This is a genomic window from Enterococcus crotali (assembly GCF_000633635.1).
Classification (GTDB): domain Bacteria; phylum Bacillota; class Bacilli; order Lactobacillales; family Enterococcaceae; genus Enterococcus_L; species Enterococcus_L crotali.
This window is the reverse complement of record NZ_AYPQ01000001.1, coordinates 584,302-598,377: the sequence shown is the minus strand read 5'-3', so window position 1 is coordinate 598,377 and position 14,076 is coordinate 584,302. Positions and strand designations below refer to the sequence as shown.

Genomic DNA, 14,076 nt, shown 5'->3' with positions numbered 1-14,076 from the left:
CTACTCCTTTACCTTGAACTGATTTAAGAAACGTAAATCATTTTGATAGAAATTACGAATATCATTAACACCGTAACGCAGCATCGCTACACGATCTGGTCCTAAACCAAAAGCAAACCCGGTGTATTCATTCGGATCGATTCCTGACATAGATAAAACATCAGGATGAACCATACCTGCGCCTAAAATTTCGATCCACCCCGTTTGTTTGCAGACATTACAGCCAGCACCACCACACTTGAAGCAACTAACGTCAACTTCAACTGAAGGTTCAGTGAACGGAAAATAACTTGGACGCAAACGAATTTTACGGTCTTCACCGAACATTTTTTTCATGACAACTTCTAATGTTCCTTTAAGATCCCCCATTGTAATGTTTTTATCAATGACTAAGCCTTCGATTTGATGGAACTGATGGCTATGTGTCGCATCATCGGTATCTCTGCGGAAAACTTTCCCAGGAGAGATCATGCGTAATGCCCCTTTTGAAAAATCATGTTTTTCCATTGTTCTAGCTTGAACAGGTGATGTATGTGTGCGAATCAAAATTTCATCTGAAATATAAAAAGTATCCTGCATGTCGCGAGCTGGGTGATCTTTAGGTAAGTTCATTCGTTCAAAGTTATACTGATCCGATTCAACTTCATACCCTTCAACAACTTGATAGCCCATCCCAACAAAAATATCTTCGATTTCTTCCATGACTTGAGATAATACATGGCGAGTTCCATGAATCATTTGTTTACCTGGTAATGTCACATCGATTGTTTCTTGTTCTAAAGCAGTATTTAAAGCCGCAGATTCCAGCACTTCTTTACGTGTTTCAATTGCTTCTGTCAATAAGTCACGAATTTCGTTTGCAAAACTGCCAACTACTGGACGCTCTTCTGCAGATAAATCTTTCATGCCTCTCAACACTTCTGTGATAGGACCTTTTTTCCCTAATGTTTCTACCCTGATTTGATTTAGCGCTTTAAGATCAGCAACCTTTTGAATATTATTCAATGTTTCATCTCTTAACGCTTCTAATTGAGCTTTTAATGACATTTTTTCTATTCCTTTCTTTTGCTTGATTGTATCTTTTGACTAACTGGTAAATCGAGTCAAAATAAAAAACGATAGCCCATTCCTAATAAGGAACGAGCTATCGTGTTACCATCCTACTTCATGATCAAAAATCATGCACTCAATTCTTATAACGGCTTTCACCGGTCTGCTCTTTTTAGAACAAACAAACTCCGGAAGTGAACTTCATTTTTCGATTACGCAACCTGTTTACAGTCTAAGACAGGTTTTCCCTTTTCGTATCAGCCAAATTACTCTTTTCCATCAACATTTTTTGTTATTCAATTGATTACAGTTTACAAGAAATTAAGTCCTAGGTCAACCGCATTCTTCTACGGTGACCCATTTTTCTGCCCATTCTTGGATTTGTTCCATTGCTTGTTGCAGATCCTTCCCTTTATTGGTGAGGAAATATTCTAAACGACTACTCTCATCACAGCGAACTGCTTTTGAAATAATCCCTTCAAGTTCAAGTTCTTTCAAACGTTCAACTAACACTCGATCGCTTAGTTCAGGGATTTTTTGTCTTAACTCACCAAATCGTTGAGGACCATTTTCCAACAAGACATCAATAATCAAACCATTCCATTTTTTTCCTAAAATCACAAAAGCTTTTTCAAATTTAGGACATAGTGAAAATTCGGTTGTTTTTACTTGCTCCATTTTCCTCACCTCGTGAACTGAGTATAGCACACAACTTACAATTTGTAAGTATATCTGCTTTCATTTTTTCATTTTTTCTATAATTTGCCCGTCATCCATATCAATGATGATACCTGCAGATAACAACACCAACAGGACTTGAGTTACTTGTTTGCCAGTAGCTTGAACCAATGCTTTTCGATACAAATTCAGTTGCCCTTTGTAGCGCTGGATGATTTTTTTGATTTCTTGATCATCTCCAATATCTTGAACAAAATCTGTCTTGTAATCATAGAGAAGACAGGTCTCTTCTTGTTCGATATAACCATCGATCATTCCGTGAATCAGTAGATCATCATCCGTCTTTTTCGGATAATCCTTTATCAACTCTTCTGCCTTTAATAACATAGAAAATGGTTGTTCTCGGACAACTTGAGCAGGGCTAGTCAGGAGTTGCTGACCTAGATTAGTTTGGTAAAAGGCGAGAACTTGTTCAATATTAATCTGCTTCGCTACATTTTCCTTGATGATGTTTGTTTGAATCAGATCATCGATCAATGCAAGAATATCCTTTTTCGTCGGTTCTTTAGTCAGATCCAAAAGTTGTAACAAGTAATGTGTTGCCGTTCCTACTTCTAAAGCCGAGGGTTTGCGAATTGTTTCAATAAATCTTGGTTTACCCAACTCCCCTTCACTCATCCGGTGAATGATCATCGGTGTCGGCTGAATTGTATTTTTATCATCAAGCTCAATTTTAGCGATCTCTTTATTGTCTGGATCTTCAAAAATTCGTTTGATTTCAGAAACTGATTGATAGTTTGTTGTGATTGTTGACAGTTGATATGGATACACATAGTTTAAGCGGTCAAGTCCTTGCTTGACTACTCTTGGGTCATTACGTCCAGAATCCGGCTCATTTTCGGAGCTTGTCTCAATAAATTGAAGGGTAGCAAATTGTTCTTGAATCTCTTTTTCAGTCGTAAAACTGACGCAAAAACCTGCCGGATGTTCTGTGATTCCTGCAACTTTCTCGGTAACGTGCTCAGTTTGAAATTCAGACATTTTATGATGACGAATCAAGCTCATTCCTACCCAGTTCATCAAGCTACTTTTCCCTTGCAGGCGGTTCTCACTAGGCAATACTTTGCTCTGAACATCGCTGACTTTTAACCACTCTTTCCAAGTTGATTCTTGGTTATTATAAGAGCCAACTAGATAAAGTTTTTGTTCCGCTCGAGTTAAGGCAACATATAACTTTCGCATTTCTTCGGAAAGCAATTTCTTTAATTTTGCCTGTTTGATCGCTAAAAATGGCAATGTCTCATATAGCATTCGATCGACTTGATCGAGATAACGAATTCCAACACCTAGGCGGTCATCAAAAATATAGCGATCATTCAAATCACCAAGATTGAATTCTTTTGTCATATCCAAAACAAAAACCACTGGAAATTCTAGGCCTTTACTCGCATGGATCGTCATTACTCGAACCGCATTTTCCTCGCTTAAAATAACCGGTTCTGCTAAATCTTTATCTTTTTCTTGCATTTTTTCAATAAAACGCACAAATTGAAATAATCCGCGAAAGCTTGTCTGTTCGTAAGCGGCGGCTCGGTCTACAAGCGCAAATAAGTTCGCCTGTCTTTGCTTACCCGCTGGCATTCCCCCTACATAATCTAAATACGCAGTATCTTGATAAATTTGCCAAATTAATGTGGCTAACTGATTTCGTCTAGCAATTTCACGCCATTGGTTCAGCCAATTCGCGAACTGTGCAGTTTTTCCTTGCACTGTTTGCTGCTCTTTTGTCGTAGCATCATTTTGGTTGAACCGTAAAAAAGCTTCATAATAAGAACTTTTTTTGTCAGCTAAACGAATCATCACTAATTCATTTTCTTTCAGTCCCACGATTGGGGAGCGTAATACAGCTGCGAGTGGTATATCCTGATACGGATTATCGATGATTTGTAAAAGAGCCACCATCGTCTGAACCTCTGTAGCTTGAAAATAATTTTGTGCATCGTTGACTTGAATCGGGATCCCAGCTAATTTGAATATTTCCAAAATCGTCAAATTATTTTTTTTAGTAGGAGTCAATAAAACGATATCCCTATAGGTGAGCGGTCGATTTTCTTTCGTAGTCTTATCGTAAATCAAAAACTGTTGGTCGATCAATTCTCTGATTTTCAACGCAGTCATATGCAATTCGCCTTCGGTTTTATCTTCTAAGATTAATTGAGATTCATCAACTTGAAGCTTTTCTTCCAGTTGTTCTGATTTTTTTTCATAGATCAACAGCTCGGTATCATAGTTTTCAGCGTCTGGAAACTGATCGAATCCATGAACCAGCTTAGCAGCGTCATCATAATCGATTTGCCCTACTCGTTCATCCATCAACTGCTCAAAAATCAAATTGGTAAAATCTAATACATTCTTTCTAGAGCGGAAGTTCTCAGCTAAAACGATTCGCTTTCCTTCTTTGTTTTGACCATATTGATTGTATTTTTCAATAAATAACGTTGGATCAGCTAAACGGAAAGAATAAATAGATTGTTTGACATCCCCAACCATAAATAAATTGCCTTCCTCGGCTGATGGCCTTCTAAGCCAATACAGGATCGTCTCCTGCAAGCGATTGATATCTTGATATTCGTCTACTAATACTTCATCGAATTTGTTTCGATAATATTTTGATGCTTCCGTAGCAACCCATTCTCCTGCTTCTTTATGCGCTAATATGGCTAACGTAAAATGTTCTAAATCGTTGAAATCAACTAAGCCTTTTCTAAGCTTTTGTTCGCTATAACGTTCGATGAAGGCTTTTCCAACTCTAGCCATTTCTTCAACGACTGGTAAGGATTGCGCTAAAATGTCTTTCATTTGCTGTGGCGATAAAGTAAATAGATTTGTTAAAATATCATTTATTGCTTTCTTATTTTGTTCGCGCAAATATTTCGCTTGGGCAGCTGTTTCTTTTAAATCTTCTGCACGGACTGTGGGATAGCGTTCAAATGTAGCCGTTTTTGATATTTCGAATCCAGATTCCAAATCATTATCTGCCAGTTGACTACTGAAAGTTTCAACAAATTCTTTTTCATTTCTGGCAAGAACTGTAATTTTTTCTAGTTTTTCTTCCCCTTCGGTCAGTCGGATCATTTCTTCATATCTCTCCACACAACGTAACAAGCTTTCCATTAGTTGGGGCTTCAAGTATTCTTGAAATAAATTCGAATCACCCAGTTGCCCTGTTACACGATAGCTGTCCGCTAAATGCAACAGCCATTCATCTGGATCAGGGTTAGCTCGAGCAAATTCATAAAGAGAAAAAATCAATCGAGTCAGTCCATCATCACTACGATCATTTGAAAAATTACCTGTCAATTGATAAAAAGATTCTTGATCTTCCGCATAAAACTGCTCTCTAAGCGCATCCCAAACATCCTCTTTCAAAAGTAGCATTTCAGTTTCATCTGTTAATAAACGAAAAACCGGATCCATTTCGATCAAATAATAAAAACGGCGAATCACAGTTAAACAAAAAGCGTGCAAAGTACTGATATTTGCTGTAGGAAGTAGCGATAATTGTCTGATAAAATGCTGTTTACGCTCTTGTTCACTTTCATTTGAAATAGCCTTTTGTAAAGCGATCTGAATTCTTTCTTTCATCTCTTTAGCAGCAGCTTCTGTATACGTCACAATCAGTAAACGATCGATCTCCACGCCGCTTTTAAGCTTTTCAATTACTCGGCGAACTAGAACCGTAGTCTTTCCAGAACCTGCTGAAGCAGAAACCAAAATATTTTCATCCCCATCGAAAACGGCTTGCCACTGATTATCAGTAAATTGTTCATTTTCGGGACGTAAAGGAATCGTCTTACTCATCATTAGCTCCTCCTTTTTGCTCGTTTTCGATCAATCGATCCATTACTTCTTTTTTAGAAAGTGTCTCAATTCGGTTGTAATTATTTTCTTTTAACATCACATCGAAATTGCAGACGCTTCTAAATGGACAAAAACGACAAGCAATCCGTTCTTTTCCTTGATAGGCAGGATTTAACTCGATTTCACCACTTGTGACTTTGTTTCCCGCTTCAATAAATTTACTGCGATTATGGGTCAATAAAGCATCTAATTCCGGCTCTGTTACAAATTTATCTTCTTGACGACGCCCTGGCTTAATAATTTCTTTAGCCGACTCTTCGATCGGGTAAATCAATGAGCTTTGTTTTGCTTGCAAACTTTTATCTAAGTTTTCAAGCAAGAGCGGATCATTCAATAATAATCCATCAAATTGAAATTTCTTCAAAAGCTGCTGCTCTTTTTTATCTTCGGTTTCATAAGGTAGAATTGGATTATGAACATGTAAATAAAATGAACCTGCGGGTTTTGCTGTACGTCCGACTAGATTTACAGCATCCATCAGTGCAACATCTAAATAAGTCAACATTTGCATTGCTAATCCATAATAGGCTTCAGTGATATTAAATTTTTTATGACTAGATTTATAATCGACAACACCTAAATATAAGGAATCTGGTGTTACTAATTGATCCAAACGATCGATTTTTCCTCTAACGCTGATATTTCCACCATTTTGCAGTGGCAATTCCAACCCTTTGATCCCTTTTTGACTGGCGATCTGCCCAAATAAAACTTCCGTTTGAACAGTTGTCATTCCACTGCGTTCACTTTGACGCTTTAATGCCCAGCTCACTTTTTTGATTGTTTGTCCCAACTGATAACGAATATAATTCATACGGCTGGATGAATCAAGAATTGAAAACTTGATTTCACTGAAAACAGCATTCAATATTTGTTCAGTAAATTCACTAACATCCCGATCTGTTAGTTCCGATAATTGTTTATTTTGCGTGATCAATAGTTTAAAGAACTGATCCAAAGCTTCATGGAAAAAATCACCTGTTGCAGCTGGTGACAAGCCAAAAACATCGCGTTCTTTTAACCCTAAACCGAAACGAGAGAAGTATTGATACTGACAACGATAAAAACTTTCCATCCTTGAAACAGATGTATAAATTTGTTTGCTGTATAGTTCATCTGCTAAGTGCTCTTGTAAATTTTCCGGTAAATTTTGATGACCTAGACTTTCAAAAACATGCTTGGCTAGTGGTGCTTGAGCGTGCTTCATCAACGCTCGTTCCAATTCTAACCAAAATGCAGATAACCCGACTTGGGTTTCTTTTTTCTGACGTTTTAGATTGGTCAAATCGCTGATCAATGTCCGATAAGTTCCCACATGCTGGATACTGATCTGCTCATCATCTAAGATGGTAAGGGTAGTTCTTTGTTGTATTGGCAAGCCTAAATCCGTTTGGATATTCGTTATATATGTGGAAGGTTTTACATCTTTTGCTGTATCTTTCACACTTGGATAAGAGAAATATAAACGCTCAGTTGCAGATGCAAACATAATATAAGCGTTAAATGGTTCTTTAGCAATGCTTTTTCTAGTGTCATTCAACAAGAATTGTCCATCCTCTAAATGATCATTGACAAATTGGCGCTCTTCATCTGAAAGTAACGTCTTATTCTCGAATTTTTGTGGTAAAACTTGATCTGTCAAACCAATAGCAAAAACAATTTTAGCTTGTCCTGGTCGAGCTAGATCGATTGCTCGAACTTGTACTTGGTCGATTGCGGTCGGTACTTTGTTATAACGTAGTCCTTCCAATCCACTGGAAAATATTTCTTCAAATAAAGTCAAATCAAACGAATCATTTCCATAAATCGTCACATACTCATCCAGCAAGGTCATTAGAGCTTCCCAGGTTTGCTCGTGATTTCTAGCAGCTTCTAATTGTCCAGTTTGGATGCTTGATTACGCCACATCATCAACTGCTTTTCTACGCCATTATCGACCAAAAAACGGTAGAAATAATCTGCTGCTTCGATACCAGACTTCGCTTTTAGAAGTGTGTTAAAGAATTTTGGCACTGTTTTTTGAATTTGATCTCTAACCGCATTTGAGTCTTTTTCGATCAGCTCAGTATCATCTTGTTGATCTGCTTCAAAATCGTAGCGGATAAAATGCCACTCTTTGGGCTTTTCCCAATGATAGCCTTCATATCCATAAGCAAGCACCACATTTTCAGTCACGTCCACCTTACGACGCCATTCATTTCGTTCATTCAACCATTGTTCAATTGAAAGCTGATCTTCGATTTGGAAAAATAATTCTGTGCGTAAAAAACGTAATACATCCCGATACCGATAGTGATACCTGTTGATTGCAAACAATGACTGAATAAATTCCACTAATGGATGTTGCTCCATCGCCATATCACGATCTAGATAGACTGGAATCTCATGCATAGAAAATAACGGCTCGATCATCGTTTCATAGCTGTCCAATTCTCGTGTGAGCAGTTGAATATCTTTATAGCGATAATTTTCTTCAACAACCAGCCTACGGATTTCTTTTGCAATTTGATTGATCTCTTCTTTAGGATTTTCTGCACACCAAAATTGTAGGTGATTACCAGTAACTTGTGCTTTTTTCTTTTGTGGATGATTTTCCTGTGCTTGCACCCAATATTTTTCAAGGTTTTGAAGAGTGTCATCTAAAACCAAAACATTATTTTTTTCTACATGATCAGGTAAAATAGCTACCTTTGACTGTCTAGCCAGCTGATAAAGCTTATGATAAGTCGTTCCTGTCTCATAAAATAGATTCATCATTGACGGCAATTCATTAGGATACATCTTGTCCAGCACTAACGAAATCTTGACTTCTCCACCACGACGCATCAATGTGTCGATCAGTTTTAGTTCCCTAGCGGAAAATTGATGATAGCCGTTGATCACAAATAACACGTTGCCAAGATCTTTTGTTTCTAAATAATCCGTTAAATACTGGATAATCTCAGCTGATTTGACGCCATATTGACTCATTGTTTCTTCAAATTTTGAAAAAACTAATTTAATATCTTGAACTTTTCGTTGTAAGTCCTGTTCTTTACTATCTGAATCAGCTCCGGTTAAGTGACCAAATAAATCGTCTAAATCAATATTACCTTCTTTTATTTCCTGATATAAATCAAATAATTGTTGGATAAATCCTGATTTATTGACTTCTCCTCGAAAGACATTCAGTGTCTCTTCATTTTCAGATAATATTTTTCTAAAAACCATCGCAGCTCCAGCTTCAGAAAGAACTTCAGAACTATAGTACTGTGTATGTTGTAAATAATACCAGGCCAAGCGATAGAAGCTAAACACTTGAAAACGCATTGTGGCAATCGAGTCACTCTGATTTGCTTGAATCGTTTTGATTCGCTTGAGTGCATTGATTTCTTGCTCAAATTTCATATGATTGGGTACTATATAAAAAACTTCATGTGTCTCATCTTCAGATAGCCACTTAACAGATGCCTGTAAAAGCGCTTCTTCCAGATCCATTTCAGCGGTTCCGCGGATAAATTGTAGACTCATTCTGTCACATCCTTTATAAATGTTTCCTGACTTTAGTTTATCATAAATCGGTCTTAAAAACGGCTTTTAGTTCCTAACAAAAAAAGCCTCTTAGTTAAAAGAGAACTTTTCTGTTTATTCGGGTACTTTAACGCTTTTTAAATCGTACCAAAACGATCCAATGGCCATAAAACAAATTTCACATCACCCATTATTTTGTCTTTGCTGATAAATCCAATCATTCGGCCGTCTTTTGAATTTCGACGGTTATCGCCCATCACAAAATATTCGCCTTCTGGAACTTTCTTTTCACCAGTGACTTCGCTTAAGGTAAAATCAATGGTCAACGGCAGCCCGTCAGTGACTTCCGCTTTAAATTCATCAAGGTAAGGCTCTTTTACTTCTTTATCATTGATATATAAAATATCGTCTTTGTACTCAATCGTATCGCCTGGTAAACCAATCACACGTTTAATATAATTTTTTTTCGGTTCATCTGGTGCTGGAAATGTGACGATATCAAAACGTTTGATTTCCGTATTTTTTAATGCAATCACTCGTTCACCATCCGCTAGTGTAGGGTCCATAGAATGACCTTTAACTACGACTGGCGTAAACACGAATTGTCTTAATAAAAACAATAGCGCCGCTAAACCAACAAAAAATAAGATTGTATGTACTAACTCTTTAGATTTCAAATTTCATTCCTCCAAAAACTTGCTTTCTCTAGTTTACCACAAACAAACAAATTCCTACAGGATTCTTTTCTTTTTGAGGAAACTTTTAAATCTTCTCTTAATAATTAATTCAATTTTTTGTTACATATAACTAAAAATTGAAACTGAGAGGAATAGCTAAAAAGCTGCTCTCAGTTTCAAACTAACCTACATATCTTTTACGACAACATAATATACAGCTAACGGCCCATGGAGTCCCACTACCAATTGCATTTCAATGTCTCCTGAATTAGACGGTCCAGAAATGAAATGGATCGCTGAGCCAACTTTTTCACCATTCGCTTGTTTCTCTGCGTAATAGGCTGCTGCTTGTGTAGAGCGTGGGACGATTTTGCTCATTGGGATAATGGAAATATAGTGTTGTGGCAAGAAATGTAACGAGCGGCCTTGACCAGCGTTTGTTTCAACCACCACTGATCCCGATTCTGCCAATAAAAATTCAGCGAATGCTATGGCAATATTAGCCCGTTGTGCATTTGCTATATTCACTTCTCTGTGTTCTGAGCCTTCTTGCCAAAACATTAATTGTTTATCATTCTCTTCTCTACCTTGTTTTTGAGTAAATTTTTCTAATCCGTATGTTGAAAAGCGCTCATCGATAGGCAACAAAATTTCCCCTTGACCAAAATCTATGATTAGCTGATTGATTGTATCTTCTAGTTGAGCTTTAGTTGTCTCTATCAGTTTAGTATTGATTTTTTCTACGCGCTTTTTAGCGATTTCTAACAATTCTTCCGATGATTTATCTGCGAGTGTTGTTTCAGGCAAATCATTGATTGGATGAAAGGGATAATCTGTGACACTTTGTCGTTCTGTACCTAATTTTGTTGTTAAATTATTTAAAAAAGCCGCTCTATTTTGAATATTGCCATCAGTCATTTTCTTCACCCGCTTTATGCTTTTTATACCAACTTCTAAAATTCTCAGAATTTTTTGGCGGACGCGGCAGATCTCTCACATCAGTCCAACCTTTAACAAGACCAGGCCCTTTTGCTACATAGCCACCATATTGAAACATATTATCTACTGTAATCTCTTTTTTCTTACTTAACGGTGCTAAGCCTGCATGATCAACTTTCATAGCCATTTTAAATAAACTAGGAGTAGCAGTTGCTTTGCCTACAACTCTCATTTGGAAATCATCAAACCCATGCTGCATCTTCAATTCGTCTGTCATCACTCTTCGATGTTCGATCAACAGCTCATGTAACGGTATTTTCACTGGACAAGTATCCGTGCACGCTCCGCAAAGACTAGAAGCATATGGTAGCTCTCCAAATTGTTTATATCCACCTAAAACAGGAGATAAAACAGCACCAATTGGTCCAGGATATATAGAACCATAACCGTGACCACCGATATGACGATAAACTGGACATACATTTAGGCAAGAACCACAACGAATACACTGCAATACAGGTTCAAAAGCCGTTCCTAATGCATTAGAACGTCCATTATCTAAGATTACAACATGAAACTCTTCTGGTCCGTCAGACTCGTCTTCATGTTTGATTCCAGCAAACGTCACATAAGTCGTTAGACTCTGCCCTACTGCGCTTCGTGCCAATAGATTGTCTAATACTTCTGCTTCCTTCATGCTGGGGACAATGCGCTCCATTCCCATTAAAACAATTTGTGTTTTTGGAATACTGATTGTTAAATCTGCGTTGCCTTCGTTCGTATTTAAATTGATCATACCACTGTCAGCAATCGCAAAGTTACAACCTGTAATGCCAACTTCTGCTTCTAAGAAAAATTTTCGCATAACCTCTCTGGCACATCTTGCTAAATTAACAGGATCGTTATCTCCCTTATAACCAAGTTTTTCCTCAAATACTTGACGAATTTGTTCTCGATTTTTATGAATACTAGGGAAAACGATATGAGAAGGCTCATCCCAATCATCCATCTGTAAAATAAATTCAGCTAAATCTGTTTCCATAACACTCACGCCGTTTAATGCCAATAACATTGGGTCAATATCGACTTCTGTGGTCACCATTGATTTTGATTTAACGACTTTCTTGGCATTTTTTGCTAAAACGACTTGTTTTACATATTCAGTTGCTTCTTCTGCGGTTTGAGCAAAAAAGACTTTTCCTCCTTGTTCAGCAACCTTATCACTAAACTGTTCTAGATAGTCTGGTAAGTAAGAGATAGTATGCTGTCTAATTTGTTCACCTAATTCACGCCACTGTTCCCAATGACCAAGCTCTTCTCTAGCACCTTCACGTTTTACCCATTGATCATCTTGCGCTTTAGCCACAGCTTTTTGCATGAAAACATCTTTCTTACTATCTTCTAATCGTTCCTTGAATGTTTTTGAGCTAGTTGTTAATCCCACAATTTTTCCCCCTAAATAACTGTCATCCATTTTGGTTGGTCGATGCGTTCATTATTCACTTGTTGATTTAGCACTTCTGCAATGTGCATAATTTTGATTGGTTTACCATCTCGATTGAATTTACCGCCAATATTCATCAAACAGCCCATATCTGCGCTGATCAAAATCTCTGCCCCAGTATCAATCACATCATTCATTTTTTCTGTAACCATTTGTTCAGATATTTCCGGCATTTTTACTGAAAATGTTCCGCCAAATCCGCAACAGTTTTCGATATGATTTAATGGCACCATCTCTAGTCCTTCAACATGATCTAATAGAATAAACGGCGCTTCTCGTTCTTTCAAAATCCTCGTCATGTGACATGAACGATGATAGGTTGCTTTAGCACTTAACGTAGCACCAACATCTGTTACCCCTAGCACACGATACAGAAACTGACTAAATTCAAACGATTTTGCCGCTAACGCTTCGGCCTTCGGTCCATAGATAGGATCATCTTTTAAGAAATGCCGATACTCTCTTAACATCCCGACACAAGAACCCGCTGGTCCAACAACGTATTCTGCATCCTCAAAGCAATCGATTTGATTTTTTAATGTAGCATAACTTTCTTCAACATAACCGCTATTATAAGTCGGTTGACCACAACAGGTTTGCTTATCCGGTAACGACGTTTCACAGCCTAGACGCTCCAAAACTTCAACCATCGCCTGTCCCACATTTGGAAATAATAAATCAACAACACATGTAGAAAAAATACTGACTTTCAAAAAAAATGCCCTCCTCGTAAAGTTGTACGAAAAGGACAAATCAGTTATCTATATAGTCAAAAATAACATTGGCATATACATTCGCTTTTACCAGAGTAAAAAACGATCACTAGTCCCGTTATCATACAACTTAGAATCAAAATCATTTTGTAATAATTATTACACAACAATAATTTTAGCAATGATAAGACTGATTAGCAATCAATTTCTATATGCTTTTTCGCATACTCTTATTTAATCCGGTAATATTGCAAATGAACGAACAGGAAATCCTGGTGCATTCATGACATTTGGAAAACTGGTTAGAATAACACTACCAATCGATGGAACCTGTTCTAAATTACACATCACTTCAACTTGATATTTATTTTGCTTTAACCAATAATATTCAGCCAGTAAGCCATTATTTTTTCTAAAATCCACCGCACAGTCCGTGTCTAGCGTCTCGTGACCAATTGCTGTAACATTGCGTACTTCACTAAGATACTTCAAAGCTTCCAAGCTCCACCCTGGTGTATGAGCATTCCCCTCTGAATCAACATTATAATATTCTTTCGTAGACTCCCAGCGATTCGACCAACCGCTTGCAAAAGCCACAAAGGCATCTTCAGGAAGTATGCCAAACGTTGCCTCAAAATCTAAAATATCTTGGAGTGACACGCAATAGTCATGATTTTCTTTAACTTCTTTTTCCTTATGGATAACATATAGTGGTAAAACCAGCTCTTTTAATGCTAAATCATGTAGATAACGTTTTCCTTGCGCAAAATGAATTGGCGCATCGATGTGCGTACTATATTGCGTTGGAAATGTGTACTCTTTTGCAAAAAAGCCGTCTTCTTTGATGTTAAATAATGTTTTTTCCTGTGATCCATTAAATGCACTAAAGCGTGGAATCTGCTCATGAATCGCATGACTTAAGTCAATCCACTGTTTTTCTTTCAAATAGTTCATTGCGTCCAATGTATTCATACATTTCCCTCCATTTTTCCCTAAAAAACCGTTTGATTTTGATTAATTTCAAACTTAATTACTAATATACAAGAAAAATAGATGACTGTATACGCAACATTTGATAAACTGA

At 37.3% G+C, this 14,076-nt stretch carries 8 protein-coding genes, 1 pseudogene and 1 other annotated feature; all 9 genes and pseudogenes read right to left on the bottom strand.

Annotated elements, in window-relative coordinates; all coding sequences use genetic code 11:
* Positions 1 to 1,047: a phenylalanine--tRNA ligase subunit alpha gene (gene pheS, locus V192_RS0102820; RefSeq protein ID WP_025868858.1), complete on the bottom strand. Its 1,047-nt coding sequence runs from the start codon at positions 1,045 to 1,047 to the stop codon at positions 1 to 3.
* Between the two features lie 85 nt (positions 1,048 to 1,132).
* Positions 1,133 to 1,342: a binding site (T-box leader), on the bottom strand.
* Between the two features lie 41 nt (positions 1,343 to 1,383).
* Positions 1,384 to 1,728 carry a winged helix-turn-helix transcriptional regulator gene (locus V192_RS0102815; RefSeq protein ID WP_025868857.1) on the bottom strand — a complete coding sequence of 115 codons (345 nt, stop codon included), beginning with the start codon at positions 1,726 to 1,728 and terminating at the stop codon, positions 1,384 to 1,386.
* A 60-nt stretch (positions 1,729 to 1,788) separates the two neighbouring features.
* On the bottom strand, positions 1,789 to 5,589 hold the full coding sequence (gene addA / locus V192_RS0102810) for a helicase-exonuclease AddAB subunit AddA (protein ID WP_025868856.1): 3,801 nt from the start codon (positions 5,587 to 5,589) through the stop codon (positions 1,789 to 1,791).
* Positions 5,582 to 9,159: pseudogene (locus V192_RS19100) on the bottom strand (PD-(D/E)XK nuclease family protein). Before V192_RS19100 ends, addA begins: the two are co-directional and overlap by 8 nt.
* A gap of 137 nt (positions 9,160 to 9,296) precedes the next feature.
* A complete protein-coding gene (lepB, locus tag V192_RS0102800) occupies positions 9,297 to 9,836 on the bottom strand; it encodes a signal peptidase I (protein WP_025868855.1) in 540 nt (179 codons plus the stop codon).
* A 186-nt stretch (positions 9,837 to 10,022) separates the two neighbouring features.
* Entirely contained in the window at positions 10,023 to 10,754 is a 732-nt protein-coding gene (locus V192_RS0102795; RefSeq protein WP_035010713.1) for a LutC/YkgG family protein, read from the bottom strand.
* Complete coding sequence (locus V192_RS0102790; RefSeq protein WP_025868853.1) at positions 10,747 to 12,219, bottom strand: LutB/LldF family L-lactate oxidation iron-sulfur protein; 1,473 nt, start codon at positions 12,217 to 12,219, stop codon at positions 10,747 to 10,749. Before V192_RS0102790 ends, V192_RS0102795 begins: the two co-directional genes overlap by 8 nt.
* A gap of 11 nt (positions 12,220 to 12,230) precedes the next feature.
* The gene (locus V192_RS0102785; RefSeq protein WP_025868852.1) at positions 12,231 to 12,992 is read right to left on the bottom strand and encodes a (Fe-S)-binding protein; all 762 of its coding nucleotides are present in this window, start codon (positions 12,990 to 12,992) and stop codon (positions 12,231 to 12,233) included.
* Positions 12,993 to 13,226: 234 nt separating this feature from the next.
* A complete protein-coding gene (locus tag V192_RS0102780) occupies positions 13,227 to 13,964 on the bottom strand; it encodes a cyclase family protein (protein WP_025868851.1) in 738 nt (245 codons plus the stop codon).
* Positions 13,965 to 14,076: the final 112 nt, after the last annotated feature.